Origin of the sequence: Methyloversatilis sp. (assembly GCF_030698125.1) — a bacterium.
Classification (GTDB): domain Bacteria; phylum Pseudomonadota; class Gammaproteobacteria; order Burkholderiales; family Rhodocyclaceae; genus Methyloversatilis.
Genome location: NZ_JAUYNV010000026.1, coordinates 25,615 through 51,913 on the forward strand (window position 1 = coordinate 25,615; position 26,299 = coordinate 51,913).

The window sequence follows — 26,299 nt, forward strand, 5'->3', positions numbered from 1 at the left end:
GCGCATTGTGGCGACCTACACTTCCAGGTTGTCGATCAGGCGCGTCGACCCGAGCAGGGCGGCGGCCACGATCACCAGACTGGATTCGTGAGCGGACGGCGATTGTAGGTCGGCTTGTCGTCGCACTGCAACATATTGTGGAGACCAGCCACGGGCCTCAAGAAACGATGAGGCGTCATGCTCTATCCGGGCGAATTCCCGGTCTCCGGCGCGCAGTGCATCACGCGCCGACGACAGCGCTTCGTACAGTTGCACCGATTGCGCGCGCTCGGCCGCCGACAGATAGCCGTTGCGTGACGACAGCGCGAGTCCGTCGTCGGCGCGCAGCGTCTCACCGCCCACGATGGCGATCGGCAACGCCATCTGGCGCACCAGCTGGCGGATCACCATGAGCTGCTGGTAGTCCTTCTTGCCGAACACCGCCACCTGCGGCTGCACGATGTTGAACAGCTTGGCGACGACGGTGGCGACGCCGGTGAAGAAGCCTGGCCGGAAAGCGCCTTCGAGCAGGTCGGCCAGCACCGGGTCGGGCACGACGCGCAGGGTCTGCGGCTGCGGATACAGCTCGGATTCGGATGGCGCGAACACGTGCGCCACGCCCGCCGCCTGCATGCGGGCGCAGTCGGCATCCAGCGTACGCGGGTAGCGATCGAAATCTTCGTGCGGGGCGAACTGCAGGCGATTGACGAACACACTGGCCACGACGATGTCGGCCAGCGTGCCGGCCTGCCGCATCAGCGAGGCGTGGCCTTCGTGGAGATTCCCCATCGTGGGCACGAAGGCAATGCGCGCGCCTTGCGTGCGCAGTGGGTCAAGCGCGGCGCGCAGGCCGTCTATCGTCGGGTGTATCTGCATGGCGGTCCGGCGTGGCGAGGAGGAGTGCGAAGGCGGTCTCGGCAGGCGTGCTCAGTAGGCGTGCTCGGGGCCGGGGAAGCTGCGCTCCTTGACCGCGGCGATGTAGCGGCCGAGCGCGTCCTGCACGTCGTCCGCGCCCGGCATGAAGTTGCGCACGAAACGCGGGCGCCGGCCGGGGAACAGGCCGAGCACGTCATGCAGCACGAGCACCTGGCCGTGGCAGTCCAGCCCGGCGCCGATGCCGATCGTGATGAAGCGGCGCGCCGCCGTGACTTCCGTCGCCAGCCGGGCCGGCACCATTTCCATCACCAGCATCGAGGCGCCGGCGTCGTCGAGCAGCGCGGCGTCGGCCTTCAGTCGTTCGGCCGATTCGGTGGTCACGCCCTGCGCGCGGTAGCCGCCGAGTTGATGCACCGACTGCGGCGTCAGGCCGAGGTGGGCGCATACCGGCACGCCGCGCTCGACCAGGAAGCGCACGGTGTCGACCATGTGCGCGCCGCCTTCCAGCTTCACCATCTGTGCGCCTGCCGTCAGCAGCTTCACGGCATTGCGCATCGCCTGCTCGCGGCTTTCCTGATAGCTGCCGAACGGCATGTCGCCGATCAGGAAGGCGCGACCTTCGACATTGCGCAGTCCGCGTGCCACGCAGCCCGTGTGGTAGGCCATCTCGTCGATGGTGACCGGAAGAGTCGTGTCGTGGCCCTGCAGCACATTGCCGAGCGAGTCGCCGACCAGCAGCACGTCGGCACCGACGGCGTCGCACACCGCTGCGAAGGTGGAGTCGTAGCAGGTGAGCATGGCGATCGGTTCGCCGGCGGTGCGCATGCGGGCGAGGGTATTCAGCGTGACCGGGCGGCGGGCCGGGTCGGTATCGCGGACATAGGTCATGTGGCGTATCCGAAAAATTCGCGGAAGGAGCGCATCTGGGTCAGTCGTTCGACCAGCAACGCGAAATCGTCATCGTTGTCGACCGGATTGAGCTCCTCCGCATTGACGATGAACAGCGGACTCGCATCGTACTGGTAGAAGAAGCGCGCGTAACGCTCCACCACGCGAGCCAGGTAGCTTTCGCTGATGCGCCGCTCGGCGTCGATGCCGCGCCGGCGCACCCGTTCGGCCAGCGTATCGGCGTCGGCCTGCAGGTAGATGACCAGATCCGGCGCCGGCGCCTGCAGCTTCAGCGCGGTGAAGATCTGCCGGTACAGCGCGTACTCGTCATCGGTCAGGTTCATCGACGCGAACAACGGGTCCTTGTCGATCAGGAAATCGGCCACCAGTCGGCCGGAAAACAGGTCGTCCTGCGCCACCTCCCGCAGCTGTTCCATGCGCTGGAACAGAAAGAACAGCTGGGTCTGCAGCGCGTAGCGCTCCATGTTCTGGTAGAAGCGGCCGAGGAAGGGATTTTCTTCCGGCTTTTCGAACAGCGTCGGCGCCTGCAGGTGTTCGGCGAGGCGCCGGGCGAGCGAAGTCTTGCCAACGCCGATGGGCCCTTCGACGACGATGTAGCGTGCTTTTTCCAGCATCGGTGCGGTATTCCGGTCGGAAGGTCGGGTCAGCGGAAGATGAAATACACCGCGCCCAGCATACACAGCGCGGCCCACAGGTAGTCAAGCTTGAACGGCTCGTGCATGTAGAAGATCGCGAACGGCACGAACACCGACAGCGTGATCACTTCCTGCATGATTTTCAGCTGCCCGAGCGTCAGCTGGGTATGGCCGATGCGGTTGGCCGGCACCTGCAGCAGGTACTCGAACAGCGCGATGCCCCATGAAAACAGTGCCGCAATCCACCATGGCCGATGATTCAGGTCGCGCAGGTGGGCATACCAGGCGAAGGTCATGAAAATGTTCGACAGCACGAGCAGACCGCCGGTCTGCAACCAGACAGGCAGCTGCGGCATCGTCATTCAGGCGCGACCTGGCTGCTGCCGTTCGGCTTGCGACGGACGCGACGACGCTTCTTGACCGCCTCTTCCGGCCTCAGCATGGCTTCCCGCGTCGGGCCGTCGGCGTCGGCAAATGCGGTCCACCAGTCGGCCAGTTCCTGCGGCACCTCGCCGGAGCCGGCGCGCAACAGCAGGAAGTCGTAGGCAGCGCGGTAGCGCGGCAGTTCGAGCAGACGGAATGGCCGCTTTCCGGCGCGCGCGTCAAAGCGCGGCTGCAGCGACCAGATGTCCTTGATATCGGTGGCGATGCGCCGCGTGATGGCGAGCTTTTCCGCCTGCTGATCGAGCACCACGGTCATCGCCTCGAACATCGCCGGAATCGACGATTCGCCGGCGGCCTTGCGTTTTTCCCAGTCGGCCAGCACCTCGTGCCACAACAGGGTGGCGAACAGGAAGCCGGGCGAGATCGATTTGCCTTCGCGTACCCGCTCGTCGGTGCGCTCCAGCGCCAGCATGACGAAACGCTCGCCCATCGGCTGTTCGAGGATGACGTCGAGCAGCGGCAGCAGGCCGTGATGCAGGCCATCCTCGCGCAGCTGGCGCACACAGCGCACGGCGTGACCGCTGGTGAGCAGCTTGAGCATTTCATCGAACAGGCGCGCCGGCGGTACGTTTTCGAGCAGGCTGGCCATCGAACGTATCGGATCGCGCGCGTCCGGGTCGATCACCAGCCCGAGCTTGGCCGCGAGGCGCACCGCGCGCAGCATGCGGATCGGGTCTTCGCGATAGCGGCGTGGCGCTTCGCCGATCATGCGCAGCGTCTTCTGCTTGAGGTCGGCCACACCGTGGTGGAAGTCGATGACGGTTTCGGTCGCCGGATCGTAATACAGCGCATTCACCGTGAAGTCGCGCCGCGCCGCGTCTTCTTCCATGGTGCCGAACACGTTGTCGTGCAGGATGCGACCGTGTTCGTCGGTCACCGCTTCGGAATCGCCGCGGAACGTGGTCACCTCGATCGTGTCGCGGCCGAACATGACATGCACGATCTTGAACCGGCGCCCGATCATGCGCGCCCGGCGGAACACCGCCGTCACCTGTTCCGGTGTCGCGCTGGTGGCGACGTCGAAGTCTTTCGGCACGATGCCGGCGATGAGGTCGCGTACCGCACCGCCCACCACATAGGCCTGATAGCCCTCGGCCTGCAGCCCGTCGCACACCCGGCGCGCGGCCGGCAACAGTGCGTCGCGCGAAATTCCGTGCTGGGCAATCGGGATGCTGACCGGGCCGCTCGGGCGCTTGGCATGCGGGCCGGTGGGGTCTTCGGGGCGCCGGAATATCCGGCGCAGCAACTTTCGGATCATCAGTAGTGGGACTTTCTGGCGCGGCCCGCGCCGGGCGCTTGGATAATCGACGCGCCATGTTAACGCAAGCCGGCACGCGTCAGTCCGCCGTGTTGCATGTCGATCGACAGGCGCGCTACCATCCGCGCCGATGAACGCCACTCGCTCCAATTTCCGCCTGACCCTGCTGATCGCGATCTTCGCGGTCTGCGCGCAGGCACTGCTGCCGACGCTGATGCGCTGGCAGCAGTCGGTCGACCCGACCGCGATGACGGAAATCTGCACCGTGTTCGGTGTTCAGGCGCTGGCCGAGGATGGCACGCCGCAACCGGTCAAACCGGGGCACTGTCCCTGGTGCATGGCGCAAACCGCTTTCGCGCTGCCGGTGCACGCCTTCGACGCGGTGTTCGCACGCCACGCAGAATCCGAGCCGCCACCGGCGCGGCTCGCTCCCGAATTTCCGACCTTCACGCCGCTTGCGGCGTCTCCGCGCGCGCCGCCCCGGCACGCCTGATCCCCGCCTGATCTGCCGGTGACGCGCGGCCCTGCCGCCGCGCGCACTGTCTTCCGACCTTGTCGCGCCCCTGTCGCGCGACCGCATCACGGAACATCCTTCATGCAATCGACCTTCGTGGCCGCTGCGCGCCTGTTCGCGTTGTCGCCCCTCGCCATTGCCGTCAGCAGCCTTGCGATGGCGTCCGACACCACGGTTCAGCTGCCGGAGCAGCGCATCGAGGCCCGGCGCATCCTGTCCACGACGCTGGCCGACCTCGAATCCGCCCGGGCCGCGATGGCGCTGACGCCCGGCGGTGCGAACGTGATCGATGCAGAATCCTTTCGCGATGCTCGCGTGTCGACCTTGCAGGACGCGCTCGGCTACAGCGCGGGCGTGTTCGTGCAGCCGCGTTTTGGTTCGGAAGAGTCGCGCCTGTCGATCCGCGGCTCCGGCCTGCAGCGCACTTTCCACCTGCGCGGGATCAAGCTGATGCAGGACGGTGTGCCGATCAATCAGGCCGATGGCGGCGGCGACTTCCAGGTGCTGGAGCCGCTCGCCACGCGTTACATCGAGGTGTGGCGCGGCGGCAATGCGCTGCAGTACGGTGCGAGCAGCCTGGGCGGTGCGATCAATTACGTATCACCCACCGGGCACGACGCACCCCGCCTGACCGTGCGCGCGGAAACCGGCGCCTTCGGCTATCTGCGCAGCCAGCTCGCCACCGGCTTCGTCGCCGGCGACATCGATGGCTATCTCAGCCTGTCCAGCTTCACGCAGGACGGCTTTCGCGATCATGCGCGGCAGGACACGCAGCGCGTCGTCGGCAATATCGGGCTGCGCATCGCCCCGTCACTGGAAACCCGCTTCTTCATGCAGGCCGCGAAAAGTGATTCGGAACTGCCGGGCAATCTGACGCGCGCGCAGCTCAAGGCCAATCCGCGCCAGGCGGCGCCGGGCAATCTCACCGGCGACCAGAAGCGCGACATCGACCTGTGGCGCGTGTCGAACCGCACCGTGTGGCTGGCCGGTGACGGCCTGCGGGTCGAACTGTCGGCCTACTACGCCGACAAGGACCTGTTCCACCCCATCTTCCAGGTGCTCGACCAGCGTAGCAAGGACTTCGGCGCCGAGCTGCGCGTCGTGTCCGAAGCGACGCTGGCCGGTCTGCCGCATCGTCTGGTTGCCGGTGTCGGCGCGGCGCGTGGCGACACCGACGATGATCGCTTCGTGAACGTCGCGGGCCGTCGCGGCGGGCGCACCAACAAGCTCGATACCAGCGCGCGCAATCTCGAAAGCTACGTCGAAAGCCAGCTCACCTTCGCGCCGGCATGGACGGCGGTGGTCGGCACGCAATACACACATGCGCGCCGCAAGAGCCGCGACCTGTGTTTCGCCGGCGGACCGCTGACCTGCGCCGGCGGCGACGAAAGCTTCGCGCGCACCTTCGACGGCTGGAGCCCGAAGCTCGGCGTGCGCCACGACGTGTCGCCCTCGATGCAGGTGTTCGCCAACGTGTCGCGCAGCTTCGAGCCGCCGTCATTCGGTGAGCTGACCGGCGGTGCGACGGTGATCGACTCGCTGCGCGCACAGCGTGCGACCACCTGGGAAGCGGGCAGCCGCGGCGAATTCGCATGGGGGCGCTACGACGTCGCGATCTACCACGCGCGGGTGACCGACGAGTTGCTGGCCTACACGCTCAACCTGGGCGGCGCACCGGTCAGCACCACGCTGAACGTGCCGAAGGCGATCCATCGCGGCATCGAGTTCGCGGCCGACGGCCGTTTCGGCGCCGGCTTCGAATGGCGCCAGGCGCTTCTGTACAACGACTTCCGCTTCGACAACGACCCGCTGTTCGGCGACAACCGGCTGCCCGGTGTGCCGCGCACGCTGTTCCGCGGCGAGCTGGGCTACCGCTTCCACGCGGCGCCCGGCGGTCCGCTGAAGATCGCCGCCAGCACCGAGTGGTCGCCGCAGCGCTACGCGGTCGACATGGCCAATACCGAATTCGCCGACGACTACGCCCTCTTCGGCCTGCGCGTCCAGCAGCAGGTCGGCAAACAGCTTTCGTGGTTCATCGAAGGCCGCAACCTGTCCGACCGCCGCTATGCCGCGACCACCAGTGTCGTGCGCGACTTCAGTGCGCTGGCAGCCGGGGCACGCAATGTCTATCTGCCGGGCGACGGCCGCGCCGTCTATGCCGGCATCGAATGGAAGATGTGACATGAATCGATATCTGAACGGCCTGGCATTCGCGCTGCTCGGTCTGCCGGTCGTGGCCGCGGCGCATGTCGTGCTGGAGCAGCAGACGGCGCCTGCCGGCAGCTACTACAAGGGCACCTTCCGCGTCGGGCACGGCTGCGAAGGCTCGCCGACCACCGCCATCACGATACGTCTGCCCGAGCCGATGGCCAGCGTGAAACCCATGGTGAAGCCTGGCTGGACAGTCGTCGTGCGCACCGAAAAGCTGGCGCAGCCGCTGATGCATCACGGCAAGCCGGTCGGCGAGGCGGTGGTCGAAGTCAGTTGGACCGGTGGCCCGCTTGCCGATGCGCACTACGACGAGTTCGCGCTGATGATGAAGCTGCCGGACGCGCCCGGACGGCGCTGGTTCAAGGTGATGCAGCAGTGCGAGCATGGCGCGAACGACTGGTCGCAGATTCCCGCCGAAGGCCAGGGCATGCGTGATGTGAAGATGCCGGCGGCGCTTCTCGACCTGCTGCCTGCGGAAGCCCGTCCGCATCACTGAGCCGATGCACCGATACGCGCGCCCACCTCGCACCGCACGCCTGCTCAGGCTGGCGTGGGTGCTGCTGTGCGCGTTCGTTCTGCAGTTCGTCATGTCATCGCTGGGTGGCGCCCTGCGCGTCGCCACGCCATTCGACGAAATATGCAGCGTGTCTGCAGCGGACGCCGGCGACATCCGGGGCGGCCCGGACAACATGGTGTCGCACGGACAGCATTGCGCGCTGTGCGTCTCGGCTTTCGCGCTGTCACCCTCGCCGCTGCCATTTCCGCTCACCGAATCCGGTCAGTCCGACGCGCCGATCGCGCGTGCCATCGATACCGGGCACCGGATCGAAACCGGTGCGCACTGGCAGCCGCGCGCGCCACCACCGCTCTCCTGATTCACCTGCCAAATCGTCCGGCACCGACCTCCGGCTACTGCCTGAGGATGGATGTCGTGCGCTTCCGTGCGCTGAAGCCAGCACTGCGCAGCGCACCTGCAATCATCAAGGAGAGTACTTTTCATGAAGAACAGAATCATCGTGGCCGCGCTCGCCGGCCTGTTTTCCGCTTCGGCCTTCGCCCATGTCAGCTACAGCACGCGCGACTTCCTCGCCAATGGCGTGCAGGCGGGCAATACCTGGACGCTGTCGAACCAGCGCGTCACGTCCGATTTCGGCTGGGCCGATGGCGCCGACGCCGACTGGGGTGACAGCCACCGCCTGCGCTGGGCGAAGTTCACGCTCACCGAAGCATCGGTCGTCACGCTGACGGTCAGCGCATCGAGCTTCGACTACCTCAGCGGCGGCAACACGCTGATTGCCCTGGGTGACCTGACTCCGGGCTTTTCGCTGTACAGCGGGCTGGCACCTGCTGCGGCCTTCGAAGGCGGCGACCATCCGGACTACCTCGCCAATCATCCGGGCTTCCTGCCCACGCTGAATCCGAACTACCTCGGCGCCGGCATCACCGGAACGCGTGAAGGCGCATTCAATGCCAGCGGCGATTTCTGGCTCGGCAACAAGCTGGCCGAAGTGGGCGCGTCCGGCTGGGCGTCGGCCCGGCTGGGCTATATCGGTCAGGCCGTGGATGGCGCTGGCGTCGACGTCAACGGTGACAAGGTGATCGACATCACCGGCGACGGCAGCGCAGACGGCACCGTCTCGGCCACCTTCACGCTGGCCGCCGGCAGCTACAGCCTGATCGTGGGCGGCGCGCGCTATGCCAGCCCGTATATCGACTTCGACGCCGGTACGGCGCAGCGCGGCTTTTCGGCAGCGCTGTCGGTCACCGCCGTGCCCGAGCCCGAAGGCTGGGCGCTGATGCTCGCCGGCCTCGGCCTGATCGGGCTGATCGCGCGCCGCCGCACCACGCTGATCTGAGTTGATTCGCACTGCCGGTTCAAGCACGCGGATCGGGCTGACCGATCCGCCTCATACATTCGAACGAAAGGAATACCCATCATGAGAAATGCACTTTCACGCAGTTTCGTCGCCGGCATCGCAGTTGCCGCTGCATTCGCGCCTTCGGCCGCGAGTGCTCACGCCAGTTTCGAAGACCATGCCGTCACCGTCCAGTACGGTCTCGACCTCGGACTCGGTGCGGGCTTCCAGGCACTGCAGACCTTCGTGGTCAGCGTCAGCGATGCCGTCGAAATACCGAAGATCAGCCTCAATTCGGCCGGTACGTCTTCGTGGAGCGTTGACATCTTCGACAGCGGTCTGGCTTTCACTTACACCGGCAGCATCGATTTCATGAATTTCGGTTCGCCCGAATTCATCGGCTTTCGCGTGTTCGACGCCGCCAACGTGCTCGAACCGATCGAATCCGCCACGATCAGCAACACCGGCTACGTCAGTGGCCAGAGCGGCAACCTGATCGAGGGCTTCGAGCCGTCGCTGCATTTTTCGCATGACGAAAACAGCCTCTGGCTGAACCTGAACGGGTCGATGTATCACCACGTCGCAATGCCCGGCATGGGTGATCCGTTGCGCAACCAGATCCGCGTCGCCGTGGCGTTCGAACATGAAGTGAGCCCCCCGCCGGTACCGGAGCCCCAGACCTGGGCGCTGCTGCTGGGCGGTCTCGGCCTGACGGCTTTCGCGGCGCGCCGCGCGGCCCGACGCAGCTGACAAGAAGCCGCTCTCCGGAGCGCCATTCGGCGTGCCGGAGAGCGACCCATATCGATGACATCCAACCTTTCCCTGCGGGCGCGCGGCCTGTGCCTGCTGCTGTGGTCGACTGCTGCCGCTTCGCAGACGGTCGCGCCGACGGTCAGCATCACCGCCACGCGCTCCGATGGCGCGCCCGACACCGTGGTCGACCTGCGTGAAGTGCCGCGTTCGCACAGCGATGCATCGGAGCTGCTGCGCGACATCACCGGCTTCAACATCAGCCGGGTCGGCGGCACGGCCGGCAGCGCCTTCCTGCGCGGACTCGGCGGCGCGCGCCTGCCCATCGTCGTGAACGACGCCGTTGCCGATGCCGCCTGCAATCACGGCATGGACCCGGCGACCTCCTACCTGCAGCCCGACAGCTATGACGTGCTGACCGTGGTCAAGGGGCCGAACACCGTGCAGTTCGGCCCGGCGCTGTCCGGTCAGATACGCGTGCAGCGCCTGCCGCCCGAGCCGGGGCAGGGCAGCCGGCTGAGGGCGGCGGTCGGCCGCAGCGGTTTCGACCGGCTTGACCTGTCGGCGGAATACAGCTGGTCGGGCGAGCAGTTCTGGCTGCGGGCCGGTGCCGTACGCAACGATTCCGATGATTACCGCGATGGCGCGGGACGCCGCTTCCAGTCGTTCTACACACGGTATTCGACAACGCTTGCGGCGGGTGCGCGGCTCGGCCCGGACACCGACGTCGAAGTCGATATCGAAAATGGCGACGCGATCGCCGGCTTTCCGGCTTTCCACATGGATGGCACGCGCTTCAAGCGCTCGGTCTGGGGCGCGAAACTCACCCATCGCAGACCCGGCCGCACGCTGTCGGCGCTGGAGTTTTCGGTGCGCTGGCAGCACGTGAATCATTTGATGGACGATTACACCTATCGCCCGATCAAGCCAGTCGAACTGGTGCCCGGCTTTCTCGACCAGTTCCCGACGCTGCTGATGCGTCAGGACTACACCGGACGTACGGCCCGCCTGAGTGCTCGCTTTGATCTCGATGCGGCCACCGATGTGCTGGCGGGCGCCGATGTGCGCGAAGACGAGCATGAAGGCGACAACTTCCGCACCACGCGTACCTGTTTCACCGGCACCGACAACTGTCCGCTGTCGACCGCATCACTGACTTCGTTCTACCGCCTCGATGCGCGCACGCAGGGCGCGTTCGCCGAAATGACCCATCGTCGCGACACCGTCACGCTGCGTGCCGGCCTGCGCGTCGATCGTCTGCACACGCAGGCGGGTGAGCTGCGCAACTTCCTGGGTACCCAGCTGTTGCCGGGCAGTGGCGAGGAACGTACCGAAACGCTGCGCTCCGGCTTCCTGCGGCTGCAGTGGCAGATCGATCCGTCGCTCGACGGCTTCATCGCCTTCGGTGTCGCACAGCGCGCCGCGTCGAACCTGGAGCGGGCAAGTTTCTCCGCCTTCCACATCGACGCCGAAACCAACCGCGAAATCAACGCCGGGCTGAACTGGCGCGCCGGCGACACACATGTCGCCGTGAATGCCTTCCACAGCCGGATCGGCGATTTCATCCTGGCCGAGCAGGGCATCACCGCACGCAATGTGGACGCGCGTCGTGTCGGTGCCGAGCTGGACGCGCGACTGCGCGTCGTCGGCGATCTGCACGCTGTGGGTTCAGTGGCATGGACTCGGGCGGACAACCTGACGCAGGACGTTCCGCTCGCCCAGACCTCGCCGGCGGAGGTGCGGCTCGGACTCGAATATCTGCGTCCCACGTTCAGCGTGAGCGGCGGTGTCCGACTGGTGCAACGGCAGGACCGTATCCATGCAGGCTTCGGCAATGCGCTCGGTACCGACCTCGGCGAGACGCCGGGCTTTGCCACGATGCGCCTGATGGCGAGCTGGCAGGCAATGAAGGGCGTGGTGCTGAGCGCCGGCGTCGACAACCTGTTCGACCGCAACTACGCCGAACACATCAGCCGCACCGGCGGCTTTCAGCCGGCCGGGCTGGTGCTGACCGAAAGGGTGAACGAGCCGGGGCGGCTGGCGTGGCTGCGTGCGCGCGTCGACTTCTGAGCGGCGAGCGGTGGGTGGTTTGCCCGGTTCTCGAACCCTTGAACACGCCGCTTTGGTTGTGGAATCGGCAGCGGTACTGACACCTGGAACTGGGGCGGGGCACCGGTCAGGTCGGCGATTACCTATGTACGGTATCGAACGGTCATAACTACAGATTTTTGGGATATTCGGGGAGCTAAGCACGACGAGTAAGTCATGTTTTGCAGAACGACACTCCGGGGGATCGAGACATGTTCGCACTTGACTACGCGCACGAGAACCAACTGCTGGCCTCTCTGCCCGATGAAGAATTACAGCTTTTGACGCCGCATCTCGAGTGGGTGGATCTGCCGCTGGGCAAGGTCATCCACGAGTCCGGAATTCCCCGCAAGTTCGTCTATTTCCCGACCAGCGCCATCGTCTCGTTGCTCTACACGACGGAAGGCGGCGCGTCGTCGGAGATCGCGGTCGTGGGCCGTGAAGGTGCGGTGGGGATCTGCGTCTTCCTGGGGGCGAATCCATGCCCATCCGCGACGAGGTGTGCAGCGCAGGCAGCGGCTACCGGCTTCGCGCAGAGGCCGTCAATGCCGCATTCGAACGCTCCGATCGTGTCCAGTACCTGATGCTTTGCTACACACAGGCACTGCTCACGCAGATCAGCCACACGGCAATGTGCAACCGCTACCATTCGGTGGATCAGCTCCTTTGCCGCTGGCTTCTGCAAAGCCTGGACCGCCAGCACGGCAACGAGCTGTTGATGACTCAGGAATTGATTGCCAACATGCTGGGCGTGCGCCGGGAGGGTGTCACCGAAGCGGCGCTCAGGCTGCAGGCTGCCGGCATCATCCACTACGCGCGCGGCCATATCTGGGTGCTGGACCGCGCCGGTCTCGAGGCCCGCGCATGCGATTGCTATCGCGTGGTGAAGCGCGAATACGATCGCCTTCTGCCAGCCGTCCAGGCGGCCTGATTGCTTCAGGGTTTCTTCGCTGGCATACGCTGGCAGCCCGCCCTGTGCATCAGAGTGATGCCGGGATCCTCGGGCGCGCTTGTGCGACCCTCATGCGTGCGCACCGGGCAGGTCCTCCTGTCGGCAGACATCGTGACGAACACCGACAGCCGCTTCGTCGAATACCCGTCAGACGAGGCTCTGCAACACGTTCCACAGCGCCGGGACCCGGGTTGTGCGTTCCGCGGTTCGACTTCCCGGGGCGTTCCCGACACCGACAACATCATTCCGGCGCTTGCCGCGACAGCCGAAGGACCCAGATGGCGAACCCCTGGCTGAAGCAGAACCCGGTCATGAGCCTGTGGCTGAGTACGGCGCATCGCGTCGCAGGCACCTTGCGCGGCCAGGCGACCGCACAGGCTCGGCGACGGGTGAAGGCTGCGGCCGACGCGCTTGCGCCGGCGGCGCCGAAAGCCAAATGCGGGCGCAGGCGCTGACCCGCCGGTCAGTCGCAGACAGATGCGTCACATGCCCCGCTGGATTCCCGCCGCCGTTGTCGTGGCCGGCCTGAGCGGAATCGCCGGCTTGCTGGTCGCCAATTTCGTCGGCGGCGAAACGAAGATCGAGCGCCGTATCGAACGTCTTTACACGCTTGATGATCCCCGATTCATGCAGGAGCTCGGCGTGCTTCTCGGGCCGCCTTTCGTGCAGGGAACACAGGTGCGCGCGCTGCTCAACGGCGACGAGATATTTCCGCCGATGCTGGCGGCGATCCGCGGCGCCCGGGCATCCATCACCTTCGAGACTTACATCTACTGGTCGGGCGACATCGGCCGCGCGTTTGCCGACGCGCTGGCCGAGCGTGCGCGCAGTGGCGTGAAGGTTCATGTGCTGCTCGACTGGGTCGGCAGCGCGAAGATGGACGACAGCCTGATGACCGTGATGGAGCAGGCCGGTGTCCAGGTCAGGCGGTTTCATCCCCCGCACTGGTCGCATCTCGGGCGCATGAACAACCGGACACACCGCAAGCTGCTGGTCATCGACGGTCGCATCGGCTTCACGGGCGGGGTGGGTATCGCGCCGCAATGGACAGGTCGCGCGCAGGACGCCGAGCACTGGCGCGACACGCATTTCGAAGTCGAAGGTCCTGTCGTGGCGCAGATGCAGTCGGTCTTCATCGACAACTGGATCAAGGTCACCGGCGACGTCCTGCACGGACCGGACTACTTTCCGGCGCTGACACCCGCGGGCTCCGCATCGGCACAGATGTTCAGCAGTTCGCCCAGCGGTGGCAGCGAAAGCATGCAACTGATGTACCTGCTCGCCATCACCGCGGCATCGCGTTCGATCGATCTGTCTGCTGCGTACTTCGTGCCGGACGCGCTGACGCTGCAAGCGCTCGCCGAGGCATTGAAGCGTGGCGTCAGGCTGCGCATCGTGGTGCCCGGCGAGCACATCGACAGCGACACCGTGCGCAGCGCGTCGCGGGCCACCTGGGGGCCACTGCTCAAAGCCGGCGCCACCATCGCCGAGTACGCACCGACGATGTACCACTGCAAGCTGATGATCATCGACGGTCTGCTCACTTCGGTCGGTTCGACCAATTTCGACAACCGGTCGTTTCGCCTCAACGACGAAGCGACACTCAACATCGTCGACAGCGCATTCGCCCGCGCCCAGACCGCGGCTTTCGAAGCCGATCTCGCGCAGGCCCGCCCTGTGACCTACGCACAGTGGGAGGCCAGACCCGTACGCGAGAGGGTGGGCGAGTGGCTGGCCACGGTCATCGGCACCCAGCTCTGACCATGTGGGCGGTCGCACAGACCTTTTCGAGCAGCGGGCCGAACATGGCTCACCCGGTTGCTGACTTGCCGGGGACCGTGCCAGGCGTGAGGCGCGCGATGCGCGGGACCGGAACAACGGCACCGCCTGACCGGGACCGCCCGCGCAGGCGGCGTGCGACCTGCAGCGTGTGCACGCCGCCGCTCGACAAAGTCCATGAACATTCACACAGCACCTGCCGGGCACTTCGCCGAACCGACCTGACCTGCCCGATGATCGACCGCCAGAACGAGGTTGCATATGCCCGGAAGCTCAAGCACGAGACGTCCTGTCGGACGGCAGGTGGCCACGCCACCGCGTACCCCCAGAACCCATGCACCCGCCAGCGGCCTTGCGTTGCCACACGAACGGGATGCGTCGCCCGACGCCATCGCCGAGGAGCCTGATCCTGTGATGGTCCAGGCCAAGCGCGACCTGGATGCCGGCATGGTCGATACCGACATGCATGCGTCGTCCGGCCTGGATGCCGAACTCCGCGCCCGTCTGGTGCCGGCATCGAAGACACGGGTCCGGAGGAAATGATTGACGTGGGAATTCTTGCCGGTGCAGCAGAGATAACCGGGGCGCGAAGACAGGTTTTGCAGTCGAGCTTCGAACATCCGGTACTGACGACTGAATGGGCCGAATGCGATGCGCTGATCCTTCTAGTCAACCTGACCGGGGCGTGTTGTGTATGAGGACCGATCCACCTCAGGATTTCAGCCGGCCGGACAGGTGCGGACCGAAGGGTGAGTCAGCCGGGGCAATCGGTATGGTTGTGCGCCCGCCGCGACGCCTGTCCGACAAGTCAGCGCAGGGCTTCGAGCAGTTCGGCCACGCGGTCGAATTCGCTCGATTTGTCCAGGAAGTGATGAGCGCCGAGCGCCAGGCTGCGCGCGCGCATGGCGGGTGTGTTGCTGTTGGTGAGTACAACCGCGAGCAAGTCGGGGTAGTGGCGCTTCAGATGCTGCAGCACACCGAATCCGCTGCCTTCCCGCAGTTGCAGATCAACGACGGCGGCATCGAAGGTGTTGTTGTCGAGCGCCGAGATCGCCGCCGCTTCGGTGTCGACCTCGTCGCTCACGCTGATCCCTGCGCTGTCTTCAAGCAGGGCAACCAGATGCTTGCGGATGAGCGGCGAATCTTCGATCAGCAGCACCCGGATCGGGCGCTGCCGTGCGGCTTCAGAGGGAGAACGGGGCCATTCCACGGCGGCGTCCTGCGTCAGGGGACAAAGCCCGGGAGCGCGAGTTTCGCATGAACGCTCCCGGTGAACTGTAGGTCGGGGCCGACAGACGGCGTCACTCGATCAATCCATTCTTGAGCGCGTAATAGGTCAGTTCGGCATTGCTCTTCAGGTTCAGCTTGGTCAACAGACGGCTGCGGTAGGTGCTGACGCTTTTGACGCTGATGAACAGTTCTTCGGCGATTTCGGTGACCGATTTGCCGGTTGCCAGTTTGTGCAGCACCTGGAATTCGCGCTCCGACAGCTGCTGGTGCGCTGGCGCGTCGTTGTCACCATTGAGCCGCTGCGTCAGAAGGTCGGCCACGACATCGCTGACATAGCGGCGGCCGCGCAACACCGTGCGGATGGCGGTCAGGATGTCTTCCACGTCGGCGTCCTTGCGGATGTAGCCATTGGCACCGGCACGCAGCATGTTCAGCGCGTATTGTTCTTCCGCGTAGGCGCTGATGATGAGTACCGGCAGGTCGGCGCGGTGGGTGCGCAGCAGGCGCAGCGTATCCATGCCGTCGCGGTCGGGCATCGATATGTCGAGCAGCAGCAGATCGAAATCCTGCTGTCGCAGCAACGTCAGCGTTTCCGCACTCGTCGCCGCTTCGGCGCAGACTTCGAGATCGGCTTCGCCATTGATGAGCTGGCGCAGGCCGTTGCGGACGATCTGATGATCGTCCGCGAGCAGGATGCGTCGTTTGTTCATGATCGATTTCCTTCAGTGGGTGCCACGGGCCGCAGACGCTCAGCGTCTGAACAGCTCGAGTACGAAGGATGCCAGCGTCAGCGCCAGAAAGACGAAAAACAGTATTTTTGCTATACCCGCTGCACTGGCGGCGATCCCACCGAAACCGAACAGGGCGGCAATGAGGGCAACGATGAAGAAGATAAGGGCATAGTGCAGCATGGCAGCCTCCTGGGTGAATGACTCACTTTTCTTGCCCGACGCCCGCGTCGGAGCTCATGGGTTGACGATAGGGCCTTGCCTTGTCGGCAGCTGTCGTCCGCCTCATCGACAGGGCGTCGGACATGTCTGACGTCGAGCGCCGTACGACACCCGGCGCGGAACGTCGTCGCGTCATCACCGAAGGTCTGTCGCGTGCGGCGCGCAGGGCCGAATCGGCCACCGGTGGTGCCGAGCGCCTGACTGACAGCGTACTGATGCGGCTGGCGCGCTTCCGCTGGGGCGCCTTGCTGGTCGTCGCGGTGGGCATCGCCTTCACGGTGATTTCCGAAACCACCTTCCAGTCGATGCAGCGCGCGCGCGAGGAAATCGATGCCTCACGTCTGTCGCTGGCCGCGCTGAATGATCTGGTGTTCGACAACGCGCAGGTCACGATGACCGAAGCCCGCTATATAGAAGAGCCCTCCATCGATCATCTGCAGCAGCACCTTATCGCGGCGCAGCGTCTGGCCAGCGCGGCCGACGAGGTGGTCGGCTGGGCGATGCGCCGCCAGATCGATCCGGAGCGCATCGCCCTGGTGCGCAGCGTAGGCGTCGCCGAAGCCGAAGAACTCAAGCGAATGCGTGCGCTGCCGGTCGGTGCAAGTCCGGTCGAGGTGATGGATGTGTTCCTGCCGTCGGTGGTCGCGCAGGAGCCGCTGCGCGAAGCGCTTGAACCGCTGGTGAAGACAGAACGCGCGTACCTGGAAGAGCAGATGGCGCTGCTGGGCGAGGAGATCGAACATCAGCGCAGCGTGGCCATCGCAGTCGTGGCCATCGGGGTGCTGCTGCTCATCCTGCTGCTGCGTGCCTACTCGATGCGCAGTCAGGTCGAACTGGCCACGGCTAACCGTCTGCGCGAGGCGCGCGACGAGCTTGATGCGCTGGTGCGCGTGCGCACCGAGGAACTGTCGGAACTGGCGAGTCATCTGCAGACTGAAGCCGAGCGGCAGAAGTCGTCGCTGGCTCGTGAATTGCACGACGAGCTTGGCTCCATCCTGACGGCCAGCCGGATGGAAGCGTCGATGCTGCTGCGCCGCGCGCGCAAGCAGGGCAGCCCGGACGTCGATTCGCTGGCCCGCGTGTGCGACATCCTGGAGCAGGGCGTACAGATCAAGCGACGCGTCATCGAAGGTCTGGTGCCGACCGTGCTGACGCATCTGGGCCTGCTGCCGGCCCTCGAAGCGCTGGCCGATGAAACCCGCGCGTCGGCGCCATTCAAGCTGGTGCTGCAGTTGCCCGACGAGCTTGAACTCGACCGCGACCGCGGAATTGCGATCTATCGCGTCGTGCAGGAGGCGCTGACCAATATCCGCAAGCACGCGCAGGCAAGTCGCGTGACAATCACGTTGTCGGTTGCGGAGGGAAAGATCGCGCTGGAGATTGCTGACGACGGCGTTGGCATCGCCACCGGGGCGCGCGGCAAGACCGGGTCGCATGGTCTGCTCGGCATGAAGTACCGCGCCGACGCGCTGGGGGGGAGCTTCCGCATCGGCCCCGCACCGGAACGCGGCACGTTGCTGTCGCTCAGCCTGCCGCTGCCGGCAGGCGAATGACCAGCGCGATCAGGCGAGCACCATGTTGTCGCGGTGGATCAGCTCTTCGGTGTCGATATAGCCAAGCAGCGCCTCGATTTCCGACGAGGCGCGGCGTGCGATGCGGCGTGTTTCCGACGCCGAATAATTGATCAGCCCGCGTGCCAGCTCGTTGCCCTGGGCATCGCGGCACGCCACGACGGCACCGCGCTCGAACTGGCCCTGCACGTCGATCACGCCCACTGGCAGCAAACTCTTGCCCTGGCGCAGCGCGTGCGCGGCGCCCTCGTCGAGGGTGACCGTGCCGACCATCTGCAGATGATCGGCCAGCCACTGCTTGCGTGCGGCCAGCGGCGAACTGCCGGCCTTCAGATACGACCCCAGTGCTTCGCCGCGCACCAGCCGCAGCAGTACGTCCTGTTCGCGGCCGCTGGCGATCACCGTATCGGCGCCGCTGCGCGCGGCGCGCCGTGCTGCGCGCACCTTGGTGATCATGCCGCCGCGCGAAATGCCGCTGCCCGCGCCGCCGGCCATGGCCTCGAATCGCGCATCGTCGGCATCGCCCTCGCTGATCAGTGTGGCGGCCGGGTCCTTGCGTGGATCGGCGGTGTACAGGCCGTTCTGGTCGGTCAGGATGATCAGGCAGTCGGCCTCGGTCAGATTGGCGACCAGTGCACCCAGCGTGTCGTTGTCGCCGAACTTGATTTCCTCGTAGACGACGGTGTCGTTTTCGTTGATGACCGGCACCACCCCCAGTTCCATCAGCGTGGACAAGGTCGAGCGGGCGTTCAGGTAGCGTGTGCGGTCGGCCAGGTCTTCGTGCGTCAGCAATACCTGCGCGCACACCAGACCGTAGCCGGAGAAGGCCCCTTCATAGGCCTGCGCCAGACCCATCTGGCCGACGGCGGCGGCGGCCTGCAATTCATGCATCGCGTGCGGCCGTGTGGCCCAGCCCAGGCGCTGCATGCCGGCCGCGATGGCACCGGACGATACCAGCAGCACCTCACGGCCATCAGCGCGCAATGTGGCGATCTGGCGCGCCCACTCCTGCAGTGCGCCGAGGTCGAGCCCGGCGCCGTTGTTCGTGACCAGCGCGCTGCCGACCTTGACGATCAGCCGTTTCGCCCGCTCAAGTCGCGCTCTCATCGCCGCTCTCATCGCCGGGTTCAGTGATTTCGCGATCGCGCACGTCAGGTTCCGGTTCGGGCGGCGGGCGGGTCGCTTCGACATGGTCCATCACGGCGTAGCACAGGCCGTCGCAGCCGATGCGCGTCAGCGCCGAAATGGAGAAGACGCGTTCAGCGCCGAAGGCGTCGACGAAAGCCTTCACGCGCGCCGCACGTTCGTCTTCGGGGATCAGGTCGATCTTGTTCAGCACCAGCCAGCGCGGCTTCTGGTACAGCGCGTCGTCATAACGGCGCAGTTCCTCGACGATGGCTCGTGCGTCGTGCAGCGGGTCAGCCGCCTCGTCGAACGGGGCGATGTCGACCAGATGGAGCAGCAGGCGCGTGCGCTGCAGGTGACGCAGAAACTGGTGACCCAGGCCGGCGCCTTCCGCGGCGCCTTCGATCAGGCCGGGAATGTCGGCCAGCACGAAACTGCGCGACTCATCGACGCGCACCACGCCGAGGTTCGGAGCCAGTGTGGTGAACGGATAATCGGCTACCTTGGGACGCGCCGCGGAAACGGCACGGATGAAGGTCGACTTGCCGGCGTTCGGCATGCCGAGCAGACCGACGTCCGCGAGCACCTTCAGCTCCAGCTTCAGTTCGCGCCGCTCGCCTTCCTCACCCGGTGTGGTCTGCTTCGGCGATCGGTTGGTGCTCGATTTGAAATGCAGGTTGCCCAGCCCGCCGCGACCGCCCTTGGCGATCAGCGCGCGTGCGCCGTCGCGGTCGAGGTCGGCGATGACTTCGCCGGTCGCCAGATCGGTAATCGTCGTGCCGACCGGCATGCGCAGCTCGCGGTCTTCGCCGCCGCGGCCGTAACAATCAGCCCCTCGCCCGTTCGCACCGCTGTCGGCCTTGAACATGCGCGTGTAGCGAAAATCGATCAGCGTGTTCAGGTTGCGATCGGCGATGGCCCAGATACTGCCGCCTCGACCACCGTCACCGCCGTCGGGCCCGCCGAACGGAATGAATTTTTCGCGCCGGAACGAGGCAGAGCCATTTCCACCGTCACCGGCGATGACTTCTATCTTCGCTTCGTCAAAGAACTTCATTTCGCTTCACACCTGACTGGATCAATGCGGGATACAACGAAAACGCCACCTCAGTGCCGTACGGTGCCGTACCGTGCCTTGCCGGCGCCACAAACAAAAAGCCCTGCCTCGGGGGCAGGGCCTCGGTTCCGTCGAGCCTGAATCAGGCTGCAGCCGGAACGATGGTCACCATGCGACGGCGGCTGGCGCCCTTGACGGAGAACTGTACGACGCCCTCGATCTTCGCAAACAGCGTGTGGTCCTTGCCCATGCCGACATTGTCGCCCGGGTGGAATTCGGTACCGCGCTGACGCACGATGATGCTGCCTGCCGAAATCAGTTGACCGCCGTAGCTCTTGACGCCAAGACGCTTCGACTCTGAATCGCGACCGTTACGCGTACTGCCGCCGCCTTTTTTGTGTGCCATTTCATGCTCTCCTGAATACGCTCAGTGCGATCAACGCACTGTAAACACTCTCAGCCGTTGATGGCTTCGATGCGCAGCTCGGTGTAATTCTGACGATGCCCCTGATGTTTCTGGAAGTGCTTGCGGCGGCGCATCTTGAAAATCGTCACCTTCTTGTGGCGCCCTTGTGTGAGCACCGTTGCACGAACGCTGGCACCGGCAACCAGGGGCGCACCGATCTTGACCGATTCGCCCTCGCCGACCATCAGAACCTGGTCGATCACGATTTCCGAGCCCACATCCGCAGGTATCTGTTCTACCTTGATTTTTTCGCCGCTGGCAACGCGATACTGCTTGCCACCGGTTTTTATGACCGCGTACATGTGTAACCCCAATAAGGTTTAAGGGAATCGATAAGTATATCCGAGCCCGGACGCCGAAGTCAAAGGGTGCTGGATGCACGAACTTGACGGGCGGGCGTGCGCTGCTACCATCCGCGTTTTTCGCGTCGGCTGCCTGCCTTGCCATCCCTGAACCGCTTCTACAGCCTGATCGCCGACGACATGAACCAGCTCGATGTGGTCATCCGCGAGCGGCTGCATTCCGATGTCGTGCTGGTGCGTCAGGTGGCCGAGTACATCATCGGAGCCGGCGGAAAGCGCATGCGCCCGGCGCTGGTGCTGCTGACCTCGGGCGCCTGCGGCTACACCGGCGCGCATCGGACCGAACTGGCAGCGGTCGTCGAGTTCATCCATACCGCGACGCTGCTGCACGACGACGTGGTCGACGAATCCGAGCTGCGCCGCGGCGCGAAGACGGCCAACGCGCTGTTCGGCAATGCCGCGTCGGTGCTGGTCGGCGATTTCCTTTACTCGCGCGCCTTCCAGATGATGGTGGGCGTGGGCAGCATGCGGGTGCAGGCGGTGCTGGCCGAAGCCACCAATGTGATCGCCGAAGGCGAAGTGCTGCAGTTGCTCAATTGCCACGACGCCGACGTCGACGAACAGCGCTACCTGCAGGTGATCCGCTACAAGACGGCCAAGCTGTTCGAAGCGGCCAGCCGGCTGGGCGCGTTGCTGGCAGGCTCGACGCCCGAGGTCGAAGATCGTTTCGCGCGCTTCGGCATGCATCTGGGTACCGCGTTTCAACTGATCGACGACGTGCTTGATTACTCCGGCGACGAACAATCCATCGGCAAGAATCTCGGCGACGATCTTGCCGAAGGTAAACCGACGCTGCCCTTGATCCACGTCATGAAGAACGGTACGCCGCCACAGGTCGCCGCGGTGCGGCATGCGATCGAAGAGGGCGGGCGCGATGACTGGGCAGCCGTGCTCGAAGCGGTTGTCGCGAGTGGTGCGATCGATGCGGCACGCAGTCACGCACGCGCCGAAGCCGCGCTGGCAAGCGCTGCGCTGCAGGGTTTGCCGTCCAACGAATACATGCAGAGTCTGTTCGACCTCGCAGCGTTTGCAGTTGAGCGCGAGTTCTAGCATAATGCGCGCCTCGTTGCCGCAGGGTGACGGAACAGCAGTGCTGCACGGGTTACCGGCCGTGCAGATCGGGGAATAGCTCAGCCTGGTAGAGCACTGCGTTCGGGACGCAGGGGCCGGAGGTTCGAATCCTCTTTCCCCGACCAAGAATCCCGCGAAAAAGCCACCTTCCGAGGTGGCTTTTTTGTTTTTTCGCGTCGTTACGTCGAAAGCGGCGCGCCGAAGACGCTGGCCGATGACGAATCCCCCGCCGACCGCCGACGAGCCCGCAGGGCTCGCGCAAAACGCGGCTGCGCCGTAAGCTTGCCGGGCGGTTCAGGCAATGCGGCAGTACCGCGTTGCCGTGGCATTCGCCGAACCCGACCTTTTCGCGCAACGATGACCCGAATCCTCTTTTTTGCACTGCTGGTACTGGTCGCCTGGCTGTGGTTCTTCAAGAAGACACGCAAACCCGATCCGGTCGAACGCAAGCCCGAGACCAAGGCGATCGAGCAGATCGTCCAGTGCGCGCACTGTGGCCTGCGTCTGCCGGAAGGCGAGGCGCTGGCAGCTGGCGAGCGACATTACTGTTCCATCGAGCACCGGGACGCGCATGCGGATGCGCACGACGACGGCCACTGACGCGGCGACGGTGGCGCCCGACGACGACAGCGTCAGCCTGTCGTCCCTGACGCCACTGCGCTACTTCAGCCTGTACCGGCTGCTGATGACGTCGGCGCTGCTGGCCATCGTGCTCGGCTTCGCTGGCGACATCAGCTTCGGCCGCTACAACGAAGTGCTGTTCTCGCGCACTGCGCTTGCGTACTGGGCCTTCGCGCTGGTGACGATGCTCGGCGCGGACCGCGCGTTGCCGACATCCGGCGGTCGCCTCACGCTGGGCGTGCTGGCGGACATCTTCTTTCTCACGTTGCTCACCTACGCCAGCGGCGGCGCGAGCAGCGGTTTGCCCTTCATGCACGTGGTCGTGCTGGCCTTCGCCGCGCTGGTCGGGCAGGGCCGGCTGGCGGTGTTCTATGCTGCGGTGGCCAGTCTGGCCATGCTGTTCGAGCAGTCGATACAGGCGATCACCACGGTCGATGACGCGACCACTTTCGTGCAGGTCGGTACCATCAGCATCGGCTTCTTCGCCACGGCGATTGCGGTGCGCCTGCTGGCGCGGCGCGTCATCGCCAACGAGTTGCTGGCGCGCGAGCGCGGGCGTGATCTGGCCGAGCAGGTGCGGGTGAACGAGCGCGTCATCCGCGACATGGAAGACGGCGTGCTGGTGGTCGATCCCGATGGTCGCGTGACGCAGGCGAATCCGCAGGCACATCGCCTGCTCGACCCCACCATGCCGCGCCCGGTCACGCTGGCCGACTTTTCGCCCGCGCTCGACGACCTGCTGTCAGGCATCGCGTCGGCCGACCGCGAACGCGTCATGGTGCTCGACTTGCCGGCGCGGCCGGCCGCGGTGCGCGTGCGCTGCGTGCCGGCGGGCGGGCAGGGCGGTCACCTCCTGTTCATCGAAGATCTGGCGCGGCTGCGCGAACAGGCGCGCCAGATCAAGCTGGCCGCGCTCGGCCGGCTGACTGCAAGCATGGCGCATGAAATCCGCAATCCGCTGTCGGCCATCACGCAGGCGGCCGAACTGCTGCAGGAAGAGCGCCGTGCCGAAACGCAGGCCCGACTCACCCGCATCATCTGCGACAACAGCCTGCGGCTTGACCGGCTGGTCAGCGACGTGCTCGAACTCGGTCGCCGCGACCGGGCCGAACCCGAGTTGCTCGACTTGGCCGTCTATGCGCGCAACTTTGTCGAAGAACTGGCGATGCGCGATGCATCGGTACGCAGCCGCGTGCGCGTCGATGCGCCGGCCGCGGGCGTGATCTGGTTCGACCGCGGCCATCTGCATCAGGTGTTGTGGAATCTGGTGGTCAATGCGCTGCGCTACGCCAGTCAGGGCCTGGAATCAGTCCGCATCATCGTGCGTAGCGAAGACGACGCGACGCTGATCGAAGTGCTCGACGACGGCCCGGGCATCGACATCGCGGTGCGTACGCACCTGTTCGAGCCCTTCTTCACCACGCACAGCAAGGGCACCGGCCTCGGCCTCTACATCGCGCGCGAACTGTGCGAAGCCAACGGGGCGCGGCTGGACTTCGTGGATAATTCGCCCGGGGCGCACTTTCGCGTACGCGGCATGAACAGAAGCTGGGACGGTGCATGGAACGTCGGCGATCACAACGTGAGCTGAAGGTGCTGGTGGTCGACGACGAAGACGATCTGCGCGAGCTGATCGACATGTCGCTGGCCCGCATGGGCCTGCACGCTTCGCTGGCCGGCTCCGTCGAACAGGCGCGTGACTTCCTCGCGCGCGAACAGTTCGCGCTGTGCCTGACCGACATGCGTCTGCCCGACGGCGAAGGCATGGATCTGGTGCGCCACATCGCCGAACACCACCGCGACCTGCCGGTGGCCGTCATCACCGCTTACGGCAGCATGGACAACGCGGTGGCCGCGCTGAAGGCGGGCGCCTTCGACTACCTCGCCAAGCCGGTGTCGATCGAACAGCTGCGCGCGCTGGTGCGCTCGGCGCTTGACCTGCCGGGCCGCAACGCCGCCTCGCCGGCACAGGGCGCCGACGCGCTGGTCGGCGACGCACCGGCGCTGGTGCACGTGCGCGACATGATCACCAAGCTGGCGCGCAGCAGTGCGCCGGTCAACATCCAGGGCGAATCGGGCAGCGGCAAGGAGCGCGCTGCACGGCTCATCCACGAACTGGGTGCGCGCCGCGCCGGGCCGTTCATCGCCGTCAATTGCGGCGCCATTCCCGAAACCCTGGTCGAGTCGGAGTTCTTCGGCTACACCAAGGGCGCCTTCACGGGAGCGGATGCCGACCGCGAAGGCTATTTCCAGGCGGCGAAGGGCGGCACGCTGTTTCTCGACGAAGTCGGCGATCTGCCGCTTTCGATGCAGGTGAAGCTGCTGCGCGCCATTCAGGAAAAGTCGGTGCGCCGGGTCGGCGCGCGCAGCGAAGAGCCGACCGACATCCGGCTGATCAGCGCTACGCACCGTAATCTGAAGCAGATGGTCGATGACGGGCGCTTCCGGCAGGACCTGTTCTACCGCCTCAATGTGCTCGAACTGCGCATGCCCAGCCTGCGCGAATGCCGCGAATCCATTCCACAGCTCGCGCAGACCTTGCTCGAGCGCATCGCTGCACCGGACAACGCGCACCCGGTACTGACGCGCGCCGCGATCGACGCGCTGTGCGCCTACCCCTTCCCGGGCAACGTGCGCGAGCTCGAGAACGTGCTCGAACGCGCCTACGCGCTGAGTGCCGACTCACAGATCGACGCCGCCGACCTCGGCCTGATGCCGCCCGATGCCGACGCCCCCGCCGACCAGGCCGGCGAATTGCCGCTGCAGGACTACCTCGACCGCATGGAGCGCGCCGCCATCGAAGAGGCGCTGCGCAAGACCCGCTACAACCGCACCGCTGCCGCCCGTCTGCTCGGCGTCACCTTCCGCTCGCTGCGCTACCGCCTGCAGCGGCTGGGCATCAATGAGTGAAGGTCGTATCTCGGGCGTCGCGGTGCGAATCGCCTGCGGGGCAGGCTCCTACGAAAGACCTCGCACTTTTCGCAGGAGCCTGCCCCGCAGGCGATCCGGTGCGTCGAACACGTGTTGTCGCGTGATCCGCGTGGCGATCGCGGGCCGGGCCCGCCCCAGCGAGAAGCGTGGTGTTTTTCGCAGGAGCCTGCCCCGCAGGCGATCCCGCGCGCCGAACACGTGTTGTCGCGTGATCAGCGTGGCGATCGCGGGCCGGGCCCGCCCCAGCGAAAAGAGTCGTGTTTTTCGCAGGAGCCTGCCCCGCAGGCGATCCCGCGCGCCGAACACGTGTTGTCGCGTGATCAGCATGGCGATCACAGGCCGGGCCCGCCCCAGCAAAAAGCGTGATGTCTTTCGTAGGAGCCTGCCCCGCAGGCGATCCGGCGCGTCGAACACGTGGTGTCGCGTGATCCGCGTGATCCGCGTGGCGATCGCGGGCCGGGCCCGCCCCAGCGAAAAGAGTCGTGTTTTTCGCAGGAGCCTGCCCCGCAGGCGATCCCGCGCGTCGAACACGTGTTGTCGCGTGATCAGCATGGCGATCACAGGCCGGGCCCGCCCCAGCGAAAAGAGTCGTGTTTTTCGCAGGAGCCTGCCCCGCAGGCGATCCCGCGCGCCGAACACGTGTTGTCGCGTGATCCGCGTGGCG

At 65.7% G+C, this 26,299-nt stretch carries 30 protein-coding genes and 1 tRNA gene; 18 read left to right on the plus strand and 13 right to left on the minus strand.

The annotated features are described in order from the left end of the window. Positions 1 to 15 precede the first annotated feature (15 nt). From panC to pcnB, 5 genes are read right to left on the minus strand one after another with little or no spacing between them, the layout of a single operon-like run. Positions 16 to 855, minus strand: a complete 840-nt coding sequence (gene panC, locus Q8Q80_RS11675; protein ID WP_305633073.1) for a pantoate--beta-alanine ligase — start codon at positions 853 to 855, stop codon at positions 16 to 18. A gap of 51 nt (positions 856 to 906) precedes the next feature. Next, positions 907 to 1,743, minus strand: a complete 837-nt coding sequence (gene panB, locus Q8Q80_RS11680) for a 3-methyl-2-oxobutanoate hydroxymethyltransferase (RefSeq protein WP_305633074.1) — start codon at positions 1,741 to 1,743, stop codon at positions 907 to 909. After that, complete coding sequence (locus Q8Q80_RS11685) at positions 1,740 to 2,378, minus strand: deoxynucleoside kinase (RefSeq protein WP_305633075.1); 639 nt, start codon at positions 2,376 to 2,378, stop codon at positions 1,740 to 1,742. The genes panB and Q8Q80_RS11685 overlap by 4 nt, the downstream gene beginning before the upstream one ends. A 29-nt stretch (positions 2,379 to 2,407) precedes the next feature. Further along, positions 2,408 to 2,761 carry a DMT family protein gene (locus Q8Q80_RS11690; protein WP_305633076.1) on the minus strand — a complete coding sequence of 118 codons (354 nt, stop codon included), beginning with the start codon at positions 2,759 to 2,761 and terminating at the stop codon, positions 2,408 to 2,410. Continuing rightward, entirely contained in the window at positions 2,758 to 4,101 is a 1,344-nt protein-coding gene (gene pcnB, locus Q8Q80_RS11695; protein ID WP_305633077.1) for a polynucleotide adenylyltransferase PcnB, read from the minus strand. The genes Q8Q80_RS11690 and pcnB overlap by 4 nt, the downstream gene beginning before the upstream one ends. A gap of 130 nt (positions 4,102 to 4,231) precedes the next feature. Here pcnB and Q8Q80_RS11700 point away from each other — a divergent pair, with 130 nt between their 5' ends. The 12 genes from Q8Q80_RS11700 (at position 4,232) to Q8Q80_RS11750 (ending at position 14,794) form a co-directional block, all read left to right on the plus strand. After that, positions 4,232 to 4,594, plus strand: a complete 363-nt coding sequence (locus tag Q8Q80_RS11700) for a DUF2946 family protein (protein ID WP_305633078.1) — start codon at positions 4,232 to 4,234, stop codon at positions 4,592 to 4,594. Between the two features lie 102 nt (positions 4,595 to 4,696). Continuing rightward, entirely contained in the window at positions 4,697 to 6,796 is a 2,100-nt protein-coding gene (locus tag Q8Q80_RS11705; protein WP_305633079.1) for a TonB-dependent receptor, read from the plus strand. Between the two features lies 1 nt (position 6,797). Further along, positions 6,798 to 7,322 carry a YcnI family protein gene (locus tag Q8Q80_RS11710; RefSeq protein ID WP_305633080.1) on the plus strand — a complete coding sequence of 175 codons (525 nt, stop codon included), beginning with the start codon at positions 6,798 to 6,800 and terminating at the stop codon, positions 7,320 to 7,322. Between the two features lie 4 nt (positions 7,323 to 7,326). Then, positions 7,327 to 7,701 (plus strand): DUF2946 family protein, encoded by a 375-nt coding sequence (locus Q8Q80_RS11715; RefSeq protein ID WP_305633081.1) that lies wholly within the window; start codon positions 7,327 to 7,329, stop codon positions 7,699 to 7,701. 123 nt (positions 7,702 to 7,824) lie between these two features. Then, complete coding sequence (locus Q8Q80_RS11720) at positions 7,825 to 8,682, plus strand: FxDxF family PEP-CTERM protein (RefSeq protein ID WP_305633082.1); 858 nt, start codon at positions 7,825 to 7,827, stop codon at positions 8,680 to 8,682. A gap of 81 nt (positions 8,683 to 8,763) precedes the next feature. Beyond that, positions 8,764 to 9,432 (plus strand): PEP-CTERM sorting domain-containing protein, encoded by a 669-nt coding sequence (locus Q8Q80_RS11725; RefSeq protein ID WP_305633083.1) that lies wholly within the window; start codon positions 8,764 to 8,766, stop codon positions 9,430 to 9,432. A 54-nt stretch (positions 9,433 to 9,486) separates the two neighbouring features. Then, the gene (locus Q8Q80_RS11730) at positions 9,487 to 11,502 is read left to right on the plus strand and encodes a TonB-dependent receptor domain-containing protein (protein ID WP_305633084.1); all 2,016 of its coding nucleotides are present in this window, start codon (positions 9,487 to 9,489) and stop codon (positions 11,500 to 11,502) included. 230 nt (positions 11,503 to 11,732) lie between these two features. Then, on the plus strand, positions 11,733 to 12,104 hold the full coding sequence (locus Q8Q80_RS19815) for a Crp/Fnr family transcriptional regulator (RefSeq protein WP_371132753.1): 372 nt from the start codon (positions 11,733 to 11,735) through the stop codon (positions 12,102 to 12,104). Then, positions 12,002 to 12,451 (plus strand): Crp/Fnr family transcriptional regulator, encoded by a 450-nt coding sequence (locus Q8Q80_RS19820; RefSeq protein WP_371132754.1) that lies wholly within the window; start codon positions 12,002 to 12,004, stop codon positions 12,449 to 12,451. The genes Q8Q80_RS19815 and Q8Q80_RS19820 overlap by 103 nt, the downstream gene beginning before the upstream one ends. Positions 12,452 to 12,750: 299 nt before the next feature. After that, the gene (locus tag Q8Q80_RS11740; protein WP_305633085.1) at positions 12,751 to 12,927 is read left to right on the plus strand and encodes a hypothetical protein; all 177 of its coding nucleotides are present in this window, start codon (positions 12,751 to 12,753) and stop codon (positions 12,925 to 12,927) included. Positions 12,928 to 12,958: 31 nt separating this feature from the next. Further along, the gene (locus tag Q8Q80_RS11745) at positions 12,959 to 14,233 is read left to right on the plus strand and encodes a phosphatidylserine/phosphatidylglycerophosphate/cardiolipin synthase family protein (protein ID WP_305633086.1); all 1,275 of its coding nucleotides are present in this window, start codon (positions 12,959 to 12,961) and stop codon (positions 14,231 to 14,233) included. 432 nt (positions 14,234 to 14,665) lie between these two features. Beyond that, positions 14,666 to 14,794, plus strand: a complete 129-nt coding sequence (locus tag Q8Q80_RS11750; protein WP_305633087.1) for a hypothetical protein — start codon at positions 14,666 to 14,668, stop codon at positions 14,792 to 14,794. 265 nt (positions 14,795 to 15,059) lie between these two features. Here Q8Q80_RS11750 and Q8Q80_RS11755 read toward each other — a convergent pair whose 3' ends face one another. From Q8Q80_RS11755 to Q8Q80_RS11765, 3 genes are all read right to left on the minus strand, one after another. Further along, complete coding sequence (locus Q8Q80_RS11755) at positions 15,060 to 15,461, minus strand: response regulator (RefSeq protein WP_305633088.1); 402 nt, start codon at positions 15,459 to 15,461, stop codon at positions 15,060 to 15,062. A gap of 91 nt (positions 15,462 to 15,552) precedes the next feature. Next, the gene (locus Q8Q80_RS11760; protein WP_305615283.1) at positions 15,553 to 16,191 is read right to left on the minus strand and encodes a response regulator transcription factor; all 639 of its coding nucleotides are present in this window, start codon (positions 16,189 to 16,191) and stop codon (positions 15,553 to 15,555) included. Between the two features lie 39 nt (positions 16,192 to 16,230). Next, positions 16,231 to 16,392: a DUF1328 domain-containing protein gene (locus Q8Q80_RS11765; RefSeq protein ID WP_305633089.1), complete on the minus strand. Its 162-nt coding sequence runs from the start codon at positions 16,390 to 16,392 to the stop codon at positions 16,231 to 16,233. 122 nt (positions 16,393 to 16,514) lie between these two features. On the opposite strand from Q8Q80_RS11765, the gene Q8Q80_RS11770 reads away from it, so the two are divergent. Then, positions 16,515 to 17,984 (plus strand): sensor histidine kinase, encoded by a 1,470-nt coding sequence (locus tag Q8Q80_RS11770; RefSeq protein ID WP_305633090.1) that lies wholly within the window; start codon positions 16,515 to 16,517, stop codon positions 17,982 to 17,984. Between the two features lie 9 nt (positions 17,985 to 17,993). Here Q8Q80_RS11770 and proB read toward each other — a convergent pair whose 3' ends face one another. From proB to rplU, 4 genes are all read right to left on the minus strand, one after another. Beyond that, the gene (gene proB / locus Q8Q80_RS11775; protein ID WP_305633091.1) at positions 17,994 to 19,109 is read right to left on the minus strand and encodes a glutamate 5-kinase; all 1,116 of its coding nucleotides are present in this window, start codon (positions 19,107 to 19,109) and stop codon (positions 17,994 to 17,996) included. Next, a complete protein-coding gene (gene cgtA / locus Q8Q80_RS11780) occupies positions 19,093 to 20,184 on the minus strand; it encodes an Obg family GTPase CgtA (RefSeq protein ID WP_305633092.1) in 1,092 nt (363 codons plus the stop codon). The genes proB and cgtA overlap by 17 nt, the downstream gene beginning before the upstream one ends. Positions 20,185 to 20,326: 142 nt before the next feature. Then, positions 20,327 to 20,590, minus strand: a complete 264-nt coding sequence (rpmA, locus tag Q8Q80_RS11785) for a 50S ribosomal protein L27 (protein WP_305615270.1) — start codon at positions 20,588 to 20,590, stop codon at positions 20,327 to 20,329. 50 nt (positions 20,591 to 20,640) lie between these two features. Further along, complete coding sequence (gene rplU, locus Q8Q80_RS11790) at positions 20,641 to 20,952, minus strand: 50S ribosomal protein L21 (RefSeq protein WP_069038061.1); 312 nt, start codon at positions 20,950 to 20,952, stop codon at positions 20,641 to 20,643. Positions 20,953 to 21,132: 180 nt separating this feature from the next. On the opposite strand from rplU, the gene Q8Q80_RS11795 reads away from it, so the two are divergent. The 5 genes from Q8Q80_RS11795 (at position 21,133) to Q8Q80_RS11815 (ending at position 25,614) form a co-directional block, all read left to right on the plus strand. After that, the gene (locus Q8Q80_RS11795; protein WP_305633099.1) at positions 21,133 to 22,062 is read left to right on the plus strand and encodes a polyprenyl synthetase family protein; all 930 of its coding nucleotides are present in this window, start codon (positions 21,133 to 21,135) and stop codon (positions 22,060 to 22,062) included. Positions 22,063 to 22,131: 69 nt separating this feature from the next. Continuing rightward, a tRNA-Pro gene (locus Q8Q80_RS11800) sits at positions 22,132 to 22,208 on the plus strand. Positions 22,209 to 22,440: 232 nt separating this feature from the next. Next, positions 22,441 to 22,683: a PP0621 family protein gene (locus Q8Q80_RS11805; protein WP_305633093.1), complete on the plus strand. Its 243-nt coding sequence runs from the start codon at positions 22,441 to 22,443 to the stop codon at positions 22,681 to 22,683. After that, positions 22,661 to 24,295, plus strand: a complete 1,635-nt coding sequence (locus Q8Q80_RS11810; protein WP_305633094.1) for a PAS domain-containing sensor histidine kinase — start codon at positions 22,661 to 22,663, stop codon at positions 24,293 to 24,295. Before Q8Q80_RS11805 ends, Q8Q80_RS11810 begins: the two co-directional genes overlap by 23 nt. After that, positions 24,265 to 25,614: a sigma-54 dependent transcriptional regulator gene (locus tag Q8Q80_RS11815; RefSeq protein WP_305633095.1), complete on the plus strand. Its 1,350-nt coding sequence runs from the start codon at positions 24,265 to 24,267 to the stop codon at positions 25,612 to 25,614. Before Q8Q80_RS11810 ends, Q8Q80_RS11815 begins: the two co-directional genes overlap by 31 nt. Positions 25,615 to 25,662: 48 nt before the next feature. Here the strand turns inward: Q8Q80_RS11815 and Q8Q80_RS11820 are convergent. Continuing rightward, positions 25,663 to 26,299 (minus strand): hypothetical protein (locus Q8Q80_RS11820; RefSeq protein WP_305633096.1); only part of this gene is annotated, 637 nt, incomplete at its 5' end.

Coding starts and splice junctions, on each gene's coding strand:
- Q8Q80_RS11730 (WP_305633084.1), top strand. CDS start 9,487: ATGACATCCAACCTTTCCCTGCGGGCGCGCGGCCTGTGCCTGCTGCTG.
- proB (WP_305633091.1), bottom strand. CDS start 19,109: ATGAGAGCGCGACTTGAGCGGGCGAAACGGCTGATCGTCAAGGTCGGC.
- Q8Q80_RS11715 (WP_305633081.1), top strand. CDS start 7,327: ATGCACCGATACGCGCGCCCACCTCGCACCGCACGCCTGCTCAGGCTG.
- Q8Q80_RS11815 (WP_305633095.1), top strand. CDS start 24,265: ATGGAACGTCGGCGATCACAACGTGAGCTGAAGGTGCTGGTGGTCGAC.
- Q8Q80_RS11805 (WP_305633093.1), top strand. CDS start 22,441: ATGACCCGAATCCTCTTTTTTGCACTGCTGGTACTGGTCGCCTGGCTG.
- Q8Q80_RS11710 (WP_305633080.1), top strand. CDS start 6,798: ATGAATCGATATCTGAACGGCCTGGCATTCGCGCTGCTCGGTCTGCCG.
- cgtA (WP_305633092.1), bottom strand. CDS start 20,184: ATGAAGTTCTTTGACGAAGCGAAGATAGAAGTCATCGCCGGTGACGGT.
- Q8Q80_RS11690 (WP_305633076.1), bottom strand. CDS start 2,761: ATGACGATGCCGCAGCTGCCTGTCTGGTTGCAGACCGGCGGTCTGCTC.
- Q8Q80_RS11770 (WP_305633090.1), top strand. CDS start 16,515: ATGTCTGACGTCGAGCGCCGTACGACACCCGGCGCGGAACGTCGTCGC.
- panC (WP_305633073.1), bottom strand. CDS start 855: ATGCAGATACACCCGACGATAGACGGCCTGCGCGCCGCGCTTGACCCA.
- panB (WP_305633074.1), bottom strand. CDS start 1,743: ATGACCTATGTCCGCGATACCGACCCGGCCCGCCGCCCGGTCACGCTG.
- Q8Q80_RS11700 (WP_305633078.1), top strand. CDS start 4,232: ATGAACGCCACTCGCTCCAATTTCCGCCTGACCCTGCTGATCGCGATC.
- Q8Q80_RS11720 (WP_305633082.1), top strand. CDS start 7,825: ATGAAGAACAGAATCATCGTGGCCGCGCTCGCCGGCCTGTTTTCCGCT.
- Q8Q80_RS11745 (WP_305633086.1), top strand. CDS start 12,959: ATGCCCCGCTGGATTCCCGCCGCCGTTGTCGTGGCCGGCCTGAGCGGA.
- Q8Q80_RS11765 (WP_305633089.1), bottom strand. CDS start 16,392: ATGCTGCACTATGCCCTTATCTTCTTCATCGTTGCCCTCATTGCCGCC.
- rplU (WP_069038061.1), bottom strand. CDS start 20,952: ATGTACGCGGTCATAAAAACCGGTGGCAAGCAGTATCGCGTTGCCAGC.
- Q8Q80_RS11740 (WP_305633085.1), top strand. CDS start 12,751: ATGGCGAACCCCTGGCTGAAGCAGAACCCGGTCATGAGCCTGTGGCTG.
- Q8Q80_RS11760 (WP_305615283.1), bottom strand. CDS start 16,191: ATGAACAAACGACGCATCCTGCTCGCGGACGATCATCAGATCGTCCGC.
- Q8Q80_RS11810 (WP_305633094.1), top strand. CDS start 22,661: ATGCGCACGACGACGGCCACTGACGCGGCGACGGTGGCGCCCGACGAC.
- Q8Q80_RS19820 (WP_371132754.1), top strand. CDS start 12,002: ATGCCCATCCGCGACGAGGTGTGCAGCGCAGGCAGCGGCTACCGGCTT.
- Q8Q80_RS11725 (WP_305633083.1), top strand. CDS start 8,764: ATGAGAAATGCACTTTCACGCAGTTTCGTCGCCGGCATCGCAGTTGCC.
- Q8Q80_RS11750 (WP_305633087.1), top strand. CDS start 14,666: ATGGTCCAGGCCAAGCGCGACCTGGATGCCGGCATGGTCGATACCGAC.
- Q8Q80_RS11685 (WP_305633075.1), bottom strand. CDS start 2,378: ATGCTGGAAAAAGCACGCTACATCGTCGTCGAAGGGCCCATCGGCGTT.
- Q8Q80_RS11705 (WP_305633079.1), top strand. CDS start 4,697: ATGCAATCGACCTTCGTGGCCGCTGCGCGCCTGTTCGCGTTGTCGCCC.
- Q8Q80_RS11795 (WP_305633099.1), top strand. CDS start 21,133: ATGAACCAGCTCGATGTGGTCATCCGCGAGCGGCTGCATTCCGATGTC.
- Q8Q80_RS19815 (WP_371132753.1), top strand. CDS start 11,733: ATGTTCGCACTTGACTACGCGCACGAGAACCAACTGCTGGCCTCTCTG.
- rpmA (WP_305615270.1), bottom strand. CDS start 20,590: ATGGCACACAAAAAAGGCGGCGGCAGTACGCGTAACGGTCGCGATTCA.
- pcnB (WP_305633077.1), bottom strand. CDS start 4,101: ATGATCCGAAAGTTGCTGCGCCGGATATTCCGGCGCCCCGAAGACCCC.